10 protein-coding genes and 1 pseudogene are annotated in these 15,154 nt (G+C 58.6%); 6 read left to right on the forward strand and 5 right to left on the reverse strand.

The features are described 5' to 3' along the window. Positions 1 to 20 precede the first annotated feature (20 nt). Positions 21 to 1,526, reverse strand: coding sequence for a methyl-accepting chemotaxis protein (locus ACIOYV_RS15150; protein WP_401324779.1), 1,506 nt, complete (start codon positions 1,524 to 1,526; stop codon positions 21 to 23). Positions 1,527 to 1,839: 313 nt separating this feature from the next. Here ACIOYV_RS15150 and ACIOYV_RS15155 point away from each other — a divergent pair, with 313 nt between their 5' ends. Further along, on the forward strand, positions 1,840 to 2,877 hold the full coding sequence (locus ACIOYV_RS15155) for a GGDEF domain-containing protein (protein ID WP_401324692.1): 1,038 nt from the start codon (positions 1,840 to 1,842) through the stop codon (positions 2,875 to 2,877). Between the two features lie 10 nt (positions 2,878 to 2,887). Here the strand turns inward: ACIOYV_RS15155 and ACIOYV_RS15160 are convergent, their stop codons facing one another. Next, a complete protein-coding gene (locus ACIOYV_RS15160) occupies positions 2,888 to 3,559 on the reverse strand; it encodes a class I SAM-dependent methyltransferase (protein ID WP_401324693.1) in 672 nt (223 codons plus the stop codon). 230 nt (positions 3,560 to 3,789) lie between these two features. On the opposite strand from ACIOYV_RS15160, the gene ACIOYV_RS15165 reads away from it, so the two are divergent. Together ACIOYV_RS15165 and ACIOYV_RS15170 are read left to right on the forward strand one after the other, a co-directional pair. Further along, positions 3,790 to 6,693, forward strand: coding sequence for an EAL domain-containing protein (locus ACIOYV_RS15165; RefSeq protein WP_401324694.1), 2,904 nt, complete (start codon positions 3,790 to 3,792; stop codon positions 6,691 to 6,693). 293 nt (positions 6,694 to 6,986) lie between these two features. After that, positions 6,987 to 7,442 (forward strand): hypothetical protein, encoded by a 456-nt coding sequence (locus ACIOYV_RS15170; protein WP_401324780.1) that lies wholly within the window; start codon positions 6,987 to 6,989, stop codon positions 7,440 to 7,442. A gap of 125 nt (positions 7,443 to 7,567) precedes the next feature. Here the strand turns inward: ACIOYV_RS15170 and proP are convergent, their stop codons facing one another. Together proP and ACIOYV_RS15180 are read right to left on the reverse strand one after the other, a co-directional pair. Then, on the reverse strand, positions 7,568 to 9,070 hold the full coding sequence (gene proP, locus ACIOYV_RS15175; protein ID WP_401324695.1) for a glycine betaine/L-proline transporter ProP: 1,503 nt from the start codon (positions 9,068 to 9,070) through the stop codon (positions 7,568 to 7,570). A gap of 116 nt (positions 9,071 to 9,186) precedes the next feature. After that, positions 9,187 to 10,092: a bestrophin family protein gene (locus ACIOYV_RS15180; protein WP_401324781.1), complete on the reverse strand. Its 906-nt coding sequence runs from the start codon at positions 10,090 to 10,092 to the stop codon at positions 9,187 to 9,189. Positions 10,093 to 10,245: 153 nt separating this feature from the next. Here ACIOYV_RS15180 and ACIOYV_RS15185 point away from each other — a divergent pair, with 153 nt between their 5' ends. The 3 genes and pseudogenes from ACIOYV_RS15185 (at position 10,246) to ACIOYV_RS15195 (ending at position 13,398) form a co-directional block, all read left to right on the forward strand. Continuing rightward, a complete protein-coding gene (locus tag ACIOYV_RS15185) occupies positions 10,246 to 11,172 on the forward strand; it encodes a Gfo/Idh/MocA family protein (RefSeq protein ID WP_401324696.1) in 927 nt (308 codons plus the stop codon). Positions 11,173 to 11,307: 135 nt separating this feature from the next. Further along, a complete protein-coding gene (locus ACIOYV_RS15190) occupies positions 11,308 to 11,934 on the forward strand; it encodes a TetR/AcrR family transcriptional regulator (protein ID WP_163909508.1) in 627 nt (208 codons plus the stop codon). 193 nt (positions 11,935 to 12,127) lie between these two features. Continuing rightward, a pseudogene (locus ACIOYV_RS15195) lies at positions 12,128 to 13,398 on the forward strand (OmpP1/FadL family transporter). Positions 13,399 to 13,489: 91 nt separating this feature from the next. On the opposite strand, the gene ACIOYV_RS15200 reads toward ACIOYV_RS15195, so the two are convergent. Beyond that, the gene (locus ACIOYV_RS15200; RefSeq protein WP_401324698.1) at positions 13,490 to 14,947 is read right to left on the reverse strand and encodes an efflux transporter outer membrane subunit; all 1,458 of its coding nucleotides are present in this window, start codon (positions 14,945 to 14,947) and stop codon (positions 13,490 to 13,492) included. Positions 14,948 to 15,154: the final 207 nt, after the last annotated feature.

Below are 15,154 nucleotides of genomic sequence, written 5' to 3' on the forward strand. Positions count from 1 at the left end.
GCGCCCACAGGTTCTGTGCTTTATCGGTTAAACCGCTCAACCAGTGAATACTGGGTTTTCGCGGTCTGAGTCAGTTCCTTGCTGAGCTCTGCCGAATGCCTGGCTTGCTCAGATGTTTGATCCGCCAGGTTGGCGATGGTGGTGATGTTGCGGCTGATTTCCTCGGCAACGGCGCTTTGCTCTTCGGTCGCGGCGGCGATCTGGGTGGTCATGTCGGTGATGTTCGCCACCGCTTCACTGATTCCCACCAATGCCTTGTCGGCCTCCAGCACCCACGCCACGCCTTCTTCGGCCTGGCGACGACCATTTTCCATGGATTTCACCGCATTGTTGGACGAGACCTGCAGTTTGGAAATCAGCCCATGGATTTGCGTCGTGGATTGCGTCGTGCGCTGCGCCAACTGACGCACTTCATCGGCGACCACCGCAAAGCCCCGACCCATGTCGCCTGCCCGCGCGGCTTCAATGGCGGCGTTCAGCGCCAGCAGGTTGGTTTGATCGGCAATGCCCTTGATCACGTCAACCACCGTGCCGATTTCATTGCTGTCCTTGGCCAGTTGCGCCACCGTCAACCCGGTTTCACCCACCACCACCGAGAGGCGCTGAATGGCTTCGCGGGTGTCGCGAGCTACGTCGCGGCCGCGTCCGGTCAGCACATTGGCTTCCTGGGTGGCGTCTGCGGTGCGTTGAACGTGGCTGGCGACTTCCTGGGTGGTGGCTGCCATCTGATTGACCGCTGTCGACACCTGCTCGGTCTCGACCCGCTGGCGGTCAAGCCCACGAGAACTGTCGGCGGCGAGGCCGTCGGATCTGCCGGCCAGACTGGTCAGTTGCTCAGCCGTATCCTGCAGGCGGGTGAGGCACGTCTTGAGCCGCGAGGTCTGGCTGACAAACGCCGTTTCAAGACGTGCCTGGGGCCCGCGTTCATCGCTGTACATTTTGGCCAGCAATGCGTCGCAGGTTGAGGCTTCTGCCATTTCCAGCAAATGCAGTGCCCCACGGTTTTGTCGGCGCGACACGAACAATCCAAGCGGCACCGATACTCCAACAGCCAGCATGATCGCCCCCGGCATGCCGAGGAATACGCCGCCCAGTGCACCCACCAGGCCCATGGTCAAAACCGGCAACCAGGCCAGCAGGACGGGTTGCCATTGATCTCTGCCCGGAACGGCCGACTTGCCCAGGCTGATGCGCTTATAGAGGGCTTCGGCGCGGCGGATCTGCTGGGCCGTCGGCTTGACCCTTACCGATTCATAGCCCACAACCTCTCGCCCCTCGAAAATCGGCGTGACGTAGGCGTTGACCCAGTAGTGGTCGCCGTTTTTGGAGCGATTCTTGACGATGCCCATCCACGGCTTGCCTTGCTTCAGCGCGCCCCACATATGAGCAAAAACGGCGGATGGCACGTCGGGGTGACGGACGATGTTTTGAGGCGCGCCGATCAGGTCGGACTTGTTGAAACCGCTGATATCGACGAAGGCGTCATTGCAGTACGTGATGACGCCTCGTGCATCCGTTGTCGAGATGAGTTTTTGTTGAGGTTCAAGGGCAACCTCGCGCTGCGTAACTGGTTGGTTGTTTCTCATCTGGTATTGCTCCTATGCCCTGAGGTAGAGGCATCGGCTGCAATAAGTAAACGGTTAACGGGTAATCCTTCAAGGGCATGTTCCCCGTCGGAAAGGCACATGCGTGATGTGACGCAGGCCTGCTTCTTTTTTGGCGCATCAGCCCGCCGGACATTTACCACTGTGGTCAGCTATAGCAGGGCGATGGCTGTTTTATGTACGTCAGGCTATGCTCCCGCGCCAATCGCCAATAACAACCAATAATAGTGAAGTCATGAGCCAATCAGAGCTGCATGCGACTGCTTTAGCACTGTATCCAGAGGACTACCGCGAGGCGGCTGCGTTGCTGAAACAAGCCGTGCCGCTCATGGTGCGACACAATATTCCGCCGAATCCGGTGCACTACGCGCTCTGGTACACCTACAGCAAAGGCCTGGAGCCGGAACTCAATCGTCACCTGGACCGGGTGGTCAAAGACTTCGACTATTTCCCCTCTGAATCTGCGTCGAAGTTGTTCCGCGACTTCATCATTCGCGACGAACTGGAAGATGCCCGCGCCGGCCAGCAGCAAGCGATCAACCTGGTTGATGGCATGGAGCGCGACGTCTCCCATAGCGTCAGTGGCAGTCTCAACTTCAAGGCCAGCCTCGGACAATGCCTGGAAATGCTCGAAGAGCCGGACGACAAGCGATTGCCGACCATCCTCATCGAGCTGCAACAGAGCACTCAGGCGATGCACGATCAGCAAGAGCGCTTCCTCGCTCAACTGCATTCGGCGCAAAACGAGATCAAAAGCCTACGCGATAAACTGCAGCGAGCCCAACTCGACGCAACGCTCGACGGCCTGACCCAAGTGCTCAATCGCAACACCTTTTCCCGCGTGCTGGAGCAAGCGCTGCGCACCGAGGCGCAGGGTGTCGCGCTGGTCATGCTGGATATCGATCACTTCAAGCAATTCAATGATCAGTACGGCCATCCACTGGGCGACCGCGTGCTTGAACATGTGGGGCAGGTGCTGCGCAACTCACTGCCACCCCAGGCCCTGGCGGCCCGTTATGGTGGTGAAGAGTTTTGCGTGATCTTGCGTGGTTGCGCCGACCTCTCGGCTGCCCGTGACGTTGCCGAGTTGCTGCGCCAGAAGATTCAGGCGCTGCGGATCAAGGCGCGCGGCACCAATGAAGTGTTGGATACGGTGACGGCGTCGTTCGGAGTCGCCCTTGCCAATGCGAACGATACGGTGGAAAGCCTGGTGGTTCGGGCTGATGATGCGCTGTACAAGGCCAAGCGCAATGGGCGTAATCAAGTCGTGTGATGGCCCGCGCTCAGCCCCGTTGCTCAGCTACCAACAGCAACGACTGCGGCACCGGACTTTGCGGGTGCTGCGGTTCTTGTAGGCCGACCAGCCGAAAACCAGCCATGTCCAGTGCATTCAGCCAACTGGACAAGGTGCGGAAATACCACGGCATGGGTTGCCACTGGCCCTTGAACCCGGCGAACGTCTCTTCGCGCCAGCCGTCCTGATAATCGCCTGCCGCCGCCGTCCACGGATGCAGCGTCTGGATCACCAGCGCGCCACCGGGGGCGAGCAGGGCGTTCATGGCGGCGAGCAACGGGATGATGTCCTGGTGCAACAGGGCGAAGTTGGCGCAGATCAGGTCGTAGTCGCTGCCGATATCAATCTTCGCCTCCACCAACGCTTCATAGCTCGCCACCCGCACCTGCGAAGAACCCGCCGTTCGCGCCGCCTCGACCAGCGTCGCATCGCCATCCACCCCGACCGCCTCGATGGCTCGATCAGCCAATGCACGCAACAGCCAGCCCTCACCGCAACCGAGGTCCAGAACCCGTTCAGGCTGACGGCTTAGCACCGCCAGCAGGATCGCCTGGTCGGTGACCTGCAGGCGGCTTTCGATCGTGCCGTTGCGGATGGCATCAATCCACGGTTGGGCGTTGTGGTGCCAACTGTCGAGAAGGGTGGATTCCGGGGCGGGCATGTTGATGTCCAGAGTGGTTGGTTGGATGAAGAATAGGACAAGTTGATTTGCGCGGACGCGGTGGTGCTGAACAATAACTAGCGAATAAATCGTCGTCCGTCCCATACTTGGCACTAAAGCGCATAAAACTATTGATAAAAGTTGCCATAAGCTTTAAACGGAAAGATCACTGGCACATCGCTAGTGTTCAATAAGAAAGTATCGCCAGTTTTTTAGCCCAGGGAGCGCTAATGAGTTTTCGTCCATTGACCGACTCTGCGCGGCAATCGAACGATTGCGGCGTTACCACCTCTCAACTAAAAGGGAACGTGGATACGCTCGGCATGGCCTACGCTGGCAACGGGGATACCATCGAACATTTGCTGGAATCAGCACGCAACTGGGCGCATACCACTTCTTGGGTGGTTTATCGCGCCGGTGAGCAAATGCATCTGGTCGGGCAGGGCGACCCGCGGGTGCAGTGGCCGTCAAGCGTTGCGAATGAAGACTTTGAAGCCTTTTGCCAGACCTGGCGCCTGCACCGCTGGCCGACCGGTCGCGGCGAAAGTGTGCTCGGCTGGTTGCTCGCACCGATTGACGATGCCGAAGAACCGGCGCTCGACGAATTTGCCCAGCGCCTGGGCATTCAGGTCCAGACCGATACCCTGGCCCGTGCGCAGATTACCCAGCGCGTGCTGTATGAAATCACTTACCTGGCCAGTTCGACCCGCGACCGCTCGGTGTTTCTGGTGGGGGTTCACCAACTACTGGCCAGCCTGATCGACGCCGAGAACTTCTATCTCGCGCTATATGACCCACGCACCGGCAAGATGGACTACCCGTATTACGTCGACATCATCGATGTTGAAGCGCTGGAGTCCGAAAACTATGAATACCTCGACCCTGCGCACCTGTCGCTGACCGCTTATGTGTTGACCACGGGCCAGCCGTTGCTGATCGACTCCGCGGGCATTCTCGCGGCTCAGGCCGAGGGGCGTTTCTACTGCGTGGGCGATCGTCCCGAGTTCTGGATGGGCGCACCGCTGAAAAATGCCTCGGACGACGTGTTTGGCATGCTGGCGATGCAGGTCTACGACGTTTCCCGTGCCTACAGCGCTGAAGACCGCGCGCTGTTCCTGGTGGTGGCCCGCCACGTGGCGATGGCGCTGGACCGGATTCTGCACCGCGCCGACCTGGAAGAGACGGTGATGCGCCGTACCCTGGAGCTTTCGGCACTCAACGACGCCTTGCGCCAGGAAGTGGCCGACCGGGAGCGCGCCGAACATCTGCAGAGCGCGCTGTTCCAGATCGCCGAACTGTCGAGCCAGCCCGGCGACATGGCCGAGTTGTTTAAAACCTTGCATGGCATCGTCGGTGATTTGTTGTTCGCGCAGAACTTCTACATTGCGCTGTTCGACGACGCGACAACTGAAGTGACCTTTCCGTATTACGTCGATGAGCGGCAAACAGTTCGCCCGGTAGCACGGCGTGGCAGCCGGGGCTTGACCGAGTACGTGATCCGTCAGCGTCGAGCTTGCCTGATCGATGCCGATGAGGCTGATCGATTGACGGTGGACGCTGAAATAGAACCCGCCGACGTCTACTACCGATCCTATTCCTGGCTGGGCATCCCGTTGTTCGATGGCGATGTGGTGCGCGGCGTGCTGGCGGTGCAAAGCTATACCTCGCAAGTGCGCTACACCCTGCGCGATCAGGAACTGCTGACGTTCGTGTCGCGACACATCGACACCGCCCTGTCGCGCCGCACCGCCGCTGAAGCGATCCACGCCGCCAACCTCAAGCTCGAAGCCCGGGTGCAGAACCGTACCCGCGAACTCGATCACGCCAACGCCAAGTTGCAACACGAAAACTCCCACGATGCGCTGACCGGGCTGCCAAACCGCACCTACCTGCAACAGCGCCTTAGTCAGGCCTGGTCGCAGTTCGGCAGCGAGGGCGGGCACCTGGCCGTGATGTTCATCGACCTCGACCGTTTCAAAATGGTCAACGACAGCCTCGGCCACCATTTCGGCGACCTGCTGTTGATGCAGGCTGCCCAGCGTCTGCGCGGTTGCCTGCGCGATACCGACATGCTCGCGCGGTTGGGAGGCGATGAGTTTTCGGTGCTCGCGCCCGAGGCGCCGCTGGAGGTGGTGATCGAAATCGCCGAACGGATCCTGGTGGCGTTTGACCTGCCGTTTAACATCAATGGCCATCAGGTTTTTTCATCTTGCAGTATCGGCATTGTCAGCGCTGACAGTCAGTTCCATCACGAGCCCGCTGACTTGTTGCGCGATGCCGATGCGGCGATGTACCGGGTCAAGAGTGCCGGGCGCGACAGTTACGCGGTGTTCAACCAGGAAGTGCGCCGCGAAGTTTCGGACCAGGTCGAACGGGAAGGGGCGTTGCGCAACGCGCTCAAACGCACCAACGAATTGCTGCCGTATTTCCAGCCGATAGTCAGCGTTGAAACCGGCGAACTGCTGGCCCTCGAAGCGCTGATCCGCTGGCATCAGCCGGACGGCCGGGTGATCGCGCCGGGCGAGTTTTTGCCGGATGTCGAAGGATTGCGCCTGATCGGCCGACTGGATTTGTACATGCTGACCAGCATCGCGGTGATCCTCGCACAACCCGAGCACGCCAATTGGCCGCCGGTGCACGTCAACTGCTCCAGCTACAGCATGACGCGCCCGGACTTCGCCAGTGACGTGCTTGCCTTGCTGGCGCAACACGGGGTCGCGCCGTCGCGGATCTGCCTGGAATTGACCGAGGGTGCGCTGGTCGCCGAGCCGGCGATTGCGCGACTGACCATGCAGCAACTGGCCGACAACGGCATGTCGGTGGTGCTGGATGATTTCGGCGCAGGGTTTTCATCCCTGAGCTACGTGCATCAATACCGTTTCAGTGGCTTGAAAATCGACAAATCGTTCATCCTCGAACTGACCAGCAGCCCGCGCAGCCGCGCAATCGTCCGGGCGATTGTGCGCATGGCCGAATCACTGGACCTGAGTGTGGTGGCGGAAGGTGTCGAGGATGAAGCGACCCTGGACCTGCTGCGCGAAATGGGCGCGGGGCAGGCCCAGGGTTATTACTTTGCCAAGCCGATGGGGTTGGCGGCGTTGTTGGCGAGTGAGCTGATCGGTCGTCAGGGCTGACGACCGATCGCCCCGTCAGTCGATGCGTGGGTGCTGTTGCACCAGGTTTTTGCGCTTGGCTTGCGGCGCGGACGACACGGTGGAAAACCTGGTGGTGCGTGCCGATGATGCGGACTATCAAGCCAAGCGAAATGGTCGCAACCAAGTCGTGTGATTGCTTCCACATGGCTATTTCGTCCGCAGTAAGGGAACTATTCTAAACAGTAGTGTCAATTTGACATGCGCCTTGCAGCGCGCGTCCTACAGGGCCAGACAGTGCCGGGCTGTTTCCCGGAAAACCAGGGAAGAGAGTGATGAGAATTATTGTTGCGATGCTGTTGATGCTTAGCGGTTATGCCTTTGCCGGCTGCAACAGCCTAAGTGACAGTGATCAGCGTGCTTACTGCGATGCCAGGGCGGATAGAGACAGCAGCAAATGCAATTCGATTTCCAACTCCGACCTGCGCGCCACCTGCAATGCAGAAAGCGGCGGCGGCCGCAGCAATTGCAACAGCATCAGCGACAGTGACCAACGCGCTTACTGCAATGCCAAGGCCGGTGGAGGCAGCAGCAATTGCAACTCGATCTCCGACTCCGCCCTGCGCGCCACCTGCAATGCAGAAAGCGGCGGCGGCCGCAGCAATTGCAACAGCATCAGCGACAGTGACCAGCGCGCTTACTGCAATGCCAAGGCAGGCGGAGGCAGAAGCAATTGCAACTCGATCTCCAACAGCGAGCAGCGCACTGAATGTGAAGCCATCACGCATTGAGTAAGCTGTTCGTTGTATGAAGTAGGCGTGCGTTCAATTCACCTCGTGTGATTAAACGTGCGCCTACACCCGCCGCCCCAGCCAACGCACCATTGCCGATAGGACACGTGCGGGTTGACCGGATGTCACTCAATGCGCGGATGCTGTTGCACCAGATTCTTGCGCTTGGCCTCCAACACGGCGATTTCAGCGTCGATGTCTTCGATCTTCTGTTCGATATTGTCTTCATGCTCTTGCAGCAGTTCCTTCGCTTCCTCTAAGTCGGAGGCCGCCGGGGCCGCGCCGCGCAGGGGCATGTTGGCGGTTTCTTTCATGGTGATACCAGTCACCAGACCCACAATGGCGATCACCATCAAGTAGTACGCCGGCATGTACAGGTTGTTGGTGCTTTCCACCAGCCACGCCACCAGAGTCGGGGTCAGGCCTGCGATCAGCACCGAGACGTTGAACGCACTGGCCAGCGCGCTATAGCGGATGTGGGTGGGGAACATCGCCGGCAGGGTCGAAGCCATCACGCCGATGAAGAAATTGAGCACCACGGCGATGATCAGCAGACCGGAGAAAATCAGCCCCAGCTTGCCGCTGTTGATCAGCATGAAGGCCGGAATCGCCAGGCAGAAGAGCGCGATGCTGCCAAACAGGATGAAGGGCCGGCGGCCAATCTTGTCGCTGATAAAGCCAATCAAAGGCTGCACGAACAACATGCCGACCATGATCGCGATGATGATCAACACGCCGCGATTTTCGCTGTAGTGCAGGTTGTGCGAGAGGTAGCTCGGCATGTAGGTGAGCAGCATGTAGTAGGTGACGTTGGTCACGGCCACCACGCCGATGCAGGTCATCAGGCTGCGCCAGTGCTTGGTCGCCACTTCCTTGAACGACACTTTCGGGCCGCGCGCCAGACCTTCACGGTCGCCTTGCTCAAGCTTTTCGACGTGCTGCTGGAATGCCGGCGTCTCTTCGAGTGCGTTACGCAAATAGAGGCCGATCATGCCCAGGGGCAGGGCGAGGAAGAACGGCAAGCGCCAGCCCCACTCCTGGAATTTCTCTTCGCCGATTACCGCAGAAATCATCACCACCAAGCCCGCGCCGAGGACGAAGCCGGCAATCGAGCCGAAGTCCAGCCAACTCCCGAGAAAACCGCGCTTGCGGTCTGGGGCATATTCGGCGACGAAGATCGAGGCGCCGGTGTATTCGCCGCCGACCGAGAAACCTTGGGCCATCTTGGCCAGCAACAGCAGGATCGGCGCCCAGATGCCAATCGAGGCATAGGAGGGAATCAGCCCGATGGCGAAGGTGCTGAGGGACATGATCACGATGGTGGCCGCGAGGACCTTCTGTCGCCCGTATTTGTCGCCCAATGCGCCGAAGAACAGACCGCCCAAAGGACGGATCAGGAACGGCACCGAGAAGGTCGCCAGCGCGGCAATCATCTGCACGCTGGGGGACGCATCGGGAAAGAACACCTTGCCGAGCACATAGGCGACAAAGCCATAGACGCCGAAGTCGAACCATTCCATGGCATTGCCCAGTGCGGCGGCGGTGATCGCCTTGCGCATCTTGGCGTCGTCGACAATGGTGATGTCTTCCAATCCGATCGGATTGACGGTTTTTTTGCGTGATTTCATCCGAGTTACTCTGTCGCTGATCCATTTCATTGCCATTGTTTTAATGGCACGTACTCTTTGGTTCAGATACATGAGGACACTGAATAATTCACCGCCCGGCGCTTTTTTTATCAGCGCTAGGCGATAGCGGGGGTCGCAAGTCGATCGCCATGCAACGAATCACGCTGCATCGATTGCAGGTTTTTCTCGATGGTTTCGCACAGGGCTTCCATCTGGATCTGGTGCTCGCTGTCGCGAAACGGGCTTTGCAGATCGGTGCCGATGCGTTCGATGGCCAGCAGCATGAAGCCCACCACCGTCGAGGCCAGCGGAGTAAACCAACCCAGGGACTCGACCAGCCCCACCGGCACAATCAGGCAAAACAGCGAAATAAACAGCCGTGGAAAATACACGTAAGGGTAGGGCAGTGGCGTGTTGGCAATTCGCTCCATGCCGCCCTGGCTGTTGGACAGGTCAACCAGGGTCGATTCGAGCCGTGCCAGGCGAATACTGTCCAGGCGCTCGGCCTTGTATTCCTGGGCCAGCAACGCCGCCGTTCCGTTGAGAATGTCGTTGGAAAAATTATTGGTGGTGCCGCTGCGCGCGAACTCTTCGGCGGGAATAAACGCGCGTATCTCGTCCGGGCACGGCTGACCCCGTAGGTGCGCCGCCAGGCAATTCACATACGCCACGTGGCGCCGCAGCAGGGTGGCCTTCATCGGATTGACCTCGTTACCCCGGTCATCCAGCAACGTCAGGACTTGCCGCGCAAAGCTGCGGGAGTTATTGACCATCGCGCCCCACAACGTGCGCGCTTCCCACCAGCGATTGTAGGCACTGCTGTTGCGAAAACTGATCAGCACCACCAACGCCGAACCCAGCAACGTCAAAGGCATCAGCGGCAAGGTGATCTTGCTGTCGAGAAACAGCATGAAGTCCACGGTGACGGCGATATCCCACAGCAATAACCAGAACAGGGCCCAGCCCACATAGCCCATGGTCTTGATGATCAGGCGGTATTTTTTGATGACAGCGGCTTTCAAGCGGCGACCTCGCAGCGGAGTGTTTGGCATTAACGCTCTAACTCGGACGGTAGTTGCCGGGTAAAGGTTCGGTGGGGGCTGCGATCAATGATCCGAGAGGTGTAATCTTGCGCGTTCGCTTATCAAGATAAGAAAAACAATCAGGAGTCATTGATGCAACCGATCCGTCTCGGTCTGGTGGGCTACGGCAAGATTGCCCAGGATCAACACGTCCCCGCGATCCATGCCAATCCCGCGTTCCAGTTAGTGTCTGTCGCCACCCAAGGCCAACCGTGCGCCGGGGTTGAGAACTTCAAGTCCCTGGGCGAGCTGTTGGAAAACGGCCCGCACGTCGATGCGATTGCGTTTTGCACACCGCCGCAAGGCCGCTTCGCCCTGGTGCAGCAGGCGCTGGCCGCGGGCAAACATGTGCTGGTGGAAAAACCGCCGTGCGCCACTTTGGGCGAAGCAATGGCGCTGGTGAATCAGGTCGCGGAACAAGGCGTCAGTGGTTTGTTCGCCTGGCATTCGCGCTACGCGCCCGGCATCGAAGCCGCCCGCGACTGGCTGGCGACCCGCACCTTGCAAAGCGTGCAGATCGACTGGAAGGAAGACGTACGCAAATGGCACCCCGGTCAGGCGTGGATCTGGCAGCCCGGTGGCCTGGGCGTTTTCGATCCGGGCATCAATGCCTTGTCGATAGTTACTCATCTGCTGCCGTCGCCGCTGTTTGTCGAATCCGCCGAACTGCGCGTCCCCAACAACTGCCAGTCGCCGATTGCTGCGGACATCAAAATGTCCGACGCGCGCCAGCTCGATATCCGCGCGGAGTTCGACTTTGACCACGGCCATGACGAACTCTGGAGCATCGAGATTCGCTGCACCGAAGGCGTGCTGCGCCTGGACAACGGTGGTGCGCTGTTGAGTATCGACGGCGTGCGCCAAGCGGTGTCGGAGGAGGGTGAGTACGCGGCGGTGTATCGGCATTTTCAGCAGTTGATTGGTGACAAGGCCAGTGACCTGGACTTGCAGCCGTTGCGGTTGGTTGCGGATAGTTTTTTTGTGGGGAGTCGGGTGTTGGTTGAGGCGTTTTACGATTAGTAGTCGTTACGGGCAACGAGCGCGTCGGGCTGGTGACGAGGCGCTCAGCCGAACGCGTTGAGAGGCTTGTTTTGTGACTGCGTAGCTGATCGGTCACAAGTTGTCAGTCGTCGACAGGATGAGTAAGCTGTTCCTATGAATCAGCCATCAATATCTTCATCTTCGCCCAGCACCCGTGGCCCAGCCGATCACGACATTCGAGACCAGATTGTCGCGGCGGCCAACGAGCACTTCAGCCAATACGGCTACAGCAAAACCACGGTTTCCGACCTGGCCAAGGCCATCGGGTTTTCCAAGGCTTACATCTACAAATTCTTTGATTCCAAACAAGCAATCGGTGAGGCCATCTGCGCTAATTGCCTGGCAGAAATCGTCGCGGCAGTGGAGCAGGCGATCAATGTCGAAGGCCTGTCGCCGACGGAGCGCTTTCGACGTTTGGTCAAAACAGTTATTGCTACAGGCGTGAATCTGTTCTTCAACGACCGCAAACTCTATGACATAGCAGCGTTCGCGGCGGCGGAAAGCTGGCCCAGTACGCAGGCTTATGACGCACAGATCAAAAGCTTCGTGTCGCAAATCGTTCGGGAGGGGCGAGAGGTTGGCGAATTTGAACGCAAGACTCCGCTGGATGAAACAGTAGAAGCGATACATCTCGCGTTGCGGCCCTTCGTCAATCCCTTGCTGCTGCAATACAACCTCGATTTCGTCGAGGAAGCGCCCATGCTCACCTCCAACCTCATCTTGCGTAGCCTCATGCCGTGACCTTCGGCTAAAGGTTTACGGCATCCCCGGGTAAGCAACAGATCATCAAACGCTTTCACTTGGCCCTTCGTCCCTCCGGCGAAGGGCATTTGTTTATCTGTATTGTGACCATTGACTGAATTGGTCACATGAATAAATATGGTGGTCCGTCGCATCTACTGCGTCATCTCAGTGATCCCATAGAGTTCAAACAATGAAAAAAACAGTGCTCAAGAGTCCACTTGGCCTTGCTGTCGTGCTCGCATCCTCAAACGTTCTTGCAAGCGGCTTTGCTCTGAATGAACAGAGCATCAGCGGGATGGGTTCGGGGTTTGCCGGTCGCTCCTCCTCTGCTGAAGATGCGAGCACGGTATTCGGTAACCCTGCGGGAATGTCTCGTTTGAAAAGAGAGCAGATCAGCGTGGGAGCTGCGACGCTTTTTGCCAAGTCCGGCATCAGCCACACCCGGAGTACATTCGGCGGCCAGGAAGACGGCGACATGGTGCCAACCACCACCGTGCCGATGGGTTACTACGTCAAACCCATCGATGAGCATTGGGCGTTCGGTGTAGGGTTTTATGTACCTTTTGGTCTGATCACAGACTATGGCAGCGGTTTCGCCGGGCGTTACTACGCCAACAAAAGCGAGGTCACGACCCTTACGTTCCAGCCACCATCAGCTATGCCTTCAACGACAGAGTTTCGATCGGGTTCGGTCCGACCATCAACCGAATCAGCGGTGAGCTATCCGGGATGGTGCCCAATCCACTTAGCCCTGGTCGCAATGACGGAAAACTCAAAAGCACGGGTGACGACACGGCCCTCGGTTTCAACGCCGGCATTCTGGTGCAGGCGACAGACCGAACCCGTTTGGGCATGACCTACCATTCCAAGGTCAGTTATAAACTGGATGCCAAGACCAAGGTCACTGACGGCATCTTCAGCGTTTTGGGGGTCAGTGGCCGCAGTTATGACTCTTCGCTGGATGTGGATACCCCAGAGTCCGTGGATTTCTCGGTGACTCATCAGCTCAACAACGACTGGACCGTCTACTTGGGGAGCACCTGGACTCGCTGGAGTCGCTTCAAGGAGTTAACCATCGAAAACACTGGTTTGCCCCCTGTGTTGAGCGGCGCGTTGGGCACCATTACCGAAGAGCAGAATTGGCACGATACGTGGGCTCACGCTATCGGGACGGCGTATCAACTGAACAACCAATGGGTACTTCGCGCAGGCTTTTCAGTTGACCAGTCGCCGACCAATAACACCAATCGGGGACCACGTATTCCCACGGGCGACCGCAAGGTTGTCAGCTTCGGTGCGGGCTGGACGCCGGCGGACAATGTCACGATAGATGTCGCTTATTCCTACCTGTGGGAGGAGAGCGTTCAGATCAACGACACCTCGGCGACCAGAGGTGCATACAGTGCCAAATATAAAAACAGTGCGAGCGGGCTTGGGACTTCTGTGAGTTACCGCTTCTAATTGAGTGCTGTTGCACGATAGACGCCCGGTCGGGAGCACGCGTTGCCTCCCGACCTTTAAGAGCAAATCTCGGGTCTTTCCCCCTCAAGCTTCATCGACTTGTTACTGCGACATCCCAAGGTTGCCAGCCACCTCCGAGTGATTTGAATGCCGCTACCGCCGCTCGTGCAGATTCCGTTCGTGCTTGTGCCCGCGCATCGGAAGCCTGCAGCAGCGTCTCGTCAGCGTGCAGGACATCGATCAGGCTGGCCGTGCCTTTCTCATAGGCGATGAACGACGATTGTCGAGCTTGTGTCAGGGACGCCTCTCCCCCGGCGAGAGTGGTTGCTTGAGATTCGCGATTCACCAGTGAGGAGAGTGCGTTCTCGACATCCTCGGTAGCACGCAGAACAGATTGACGGTAAGCAGCCAGGGTTTCGGCTTCCTGTCCCTTGGCCTGGTCGATCTGGGCGTTTATGCGACCGAAGTCGAAGAGCCTCCAGCGCAGTCCCAGTACGCCCGCCGATTGGCTGGCGCCGCCGGTAAAAAGATTGCCTGCGGATACAGCGGTGGCACTGCCCAGCAATGCGCTAAGGGAGAACTTCGGGTAGTACTCGGCAATCGCCTCCCCGATGCGTGCGTTTGAGGCCGCAAGACGGCGCTCAGCCACCATCAGGTCCGGTCTGCGGCGCAGCAAATCAGCCGGCGTTCCCATCGCCTTTAACGGCGGCGCCACAGGGATGCTCGCCGCCATTGCAAGTTGCGTGCGGTGGGTGCCTGGCGGCGTGCCGAGCATGACATCCAGTGCATTCATCGCCGCATCCAGACCGGTCTGCAGGGCCGGTACTGTCGCTTGGACCTGCGCCAAGGTCCCCTCGGTCTGACGAACCTGATAGTTGGCGGCGAGCCCCTTGCTGTAAAGCAATTGGACTTTCTCCAGTAGCTCCTGCTGCGTTTTGACTTGTCGATTCGCTATGTCCAGCCGAGCCTGCAATCCGCGGACAGTGATGTAGATATCGGCGGTCTGCGCTGCGACGGCCAATCGTGTGGCCGCGACGCCTGCTCGGGATGCCTGATACTCGGCCAGAGCGGCCTCGCGTCCACGGCGCAGGCCGCCAAAGACATCTGCCTCCCAGCTGGCATCGAGGTTGACCTCATAGGAACTTCCGTACCGGTCATAGCCTGGTGTTGAATTCAACACCTGGCCGAGTGGCGTCTCGATTGACTGGTAGGAGCGCGCGGCCTGGCCGCTGATATTCCCCGAGGGCAGTAACGCGGCATTGGTAGCGCCGAGTCCGGCCCGCGCCTGAGTAACTCGCGCCGACGCCTGTGCCAGGTCCAGATTCTGCTCAAGTGCCTTGGAGATGAAGTCGGTCAGCACGGGATCACCAAAGCCTTCCCACCAGGCGACAAGGCTGGTTGGCGTCGCGCCGGGCCGCTGTTCGACAGAAGGCTGACCCAAGTAACGATCCGACAGCGGAGCGTCTGGACGATGGTAATCCGGACCGACCGCGCAACCTGCCATCAAGCCGGCGCTGACCAAAAGAGCAATTGGACGGAGGGGAGGCATCGGGATTCCTTCAGTAAGAGAATGTTTGTGACCATATTACTCAGCAGTCACATTCTGTCAATTAACGTAATTTGAGATAAATCCTGATATTTACAGTGCTGTGTGAGGTTTTAATATCACGTGGGAGGCTGTTTTTTTCATGTATCGTGACCATTGACACGTATGGTCACCAAGCTGAGAATATGACGCTCGTCCTATTTTAAGTAA

The sequence above is a fragment of the Pseudomonas sp. NPDC087342 genome, from assembly GCF_044744265.1.
Classification (GTDB): Bacteria; Pseudomonadota; Gammaproteobacteria; order Pseudomonadales; family Pseudomonadaceae; genus Aquipseudomonas; species Aquipseudomonas nunensis.

What these genes read in the sequence shown, in the direction of transcription:
- ACIOYV_RS15155 (WP_401324692.1), top strand. Translation starts at nt 1,840, where the DNA reads ATGAGCCAATCAGAGCTGCATGCGACTGCTTTAGCACTGTATCCAGAG.
- ACIOYV_RS15160 (WP_401324693.1), bottom strand. Translation starts at nt 3,559, where the DNA reads ATGCCCGCCCCGGAATCCACCCTTCTCGACAGTTGGCACCACAACGCC.
- ACIOYV_RS15165 (WP_401324694.1), top strand. Translation starts at nt 3,790, where the DNA reads ATGAGTTTTCGTCCATTGACCGACTCTGCGCGGCAATCGAACGATTGC.
- ACIOYV_RS15170 (WP_401324780.1), top strand. Translation starts at nt 6,987, where the DNA reads ATGAGAATTATTGTTGCGATGCTGTTGATGCTTAGCGGTTATGCCTTT.
- proP (WP_401324695.1), bottom strand. Translation starts at nt 9,070, where the DNA reads ATGAAATCACGCAAAAAAACCGTCAATCCGATCGGATTGGAAGACATC.
- ACIOYV_RS15185 (WP_401324696.1), top strand. Translation starts at nt 10,246, where the DNA reads ATGCAACCGATCCGTCTCGGTCTGGTGGGCTACGGCAAGATTGCCCAG.
- ACIOYV_RS15190 (WP_163909508.1), top strand. Translation starts at nt 11,308, where the DNA reads ATGAATCAGCCATCAATATCTTCATCTTCGCCCAGCACCCGTGGCCCA.
- ACIOYV_RS15200 (WP_401324698.1), bottom strand. Translation starts at nt 14,947, where the DNA reads ATGCCTCCCCTCCGTCCAATTGCTCTTTTGGTCAGCGCCGGCTTGATG.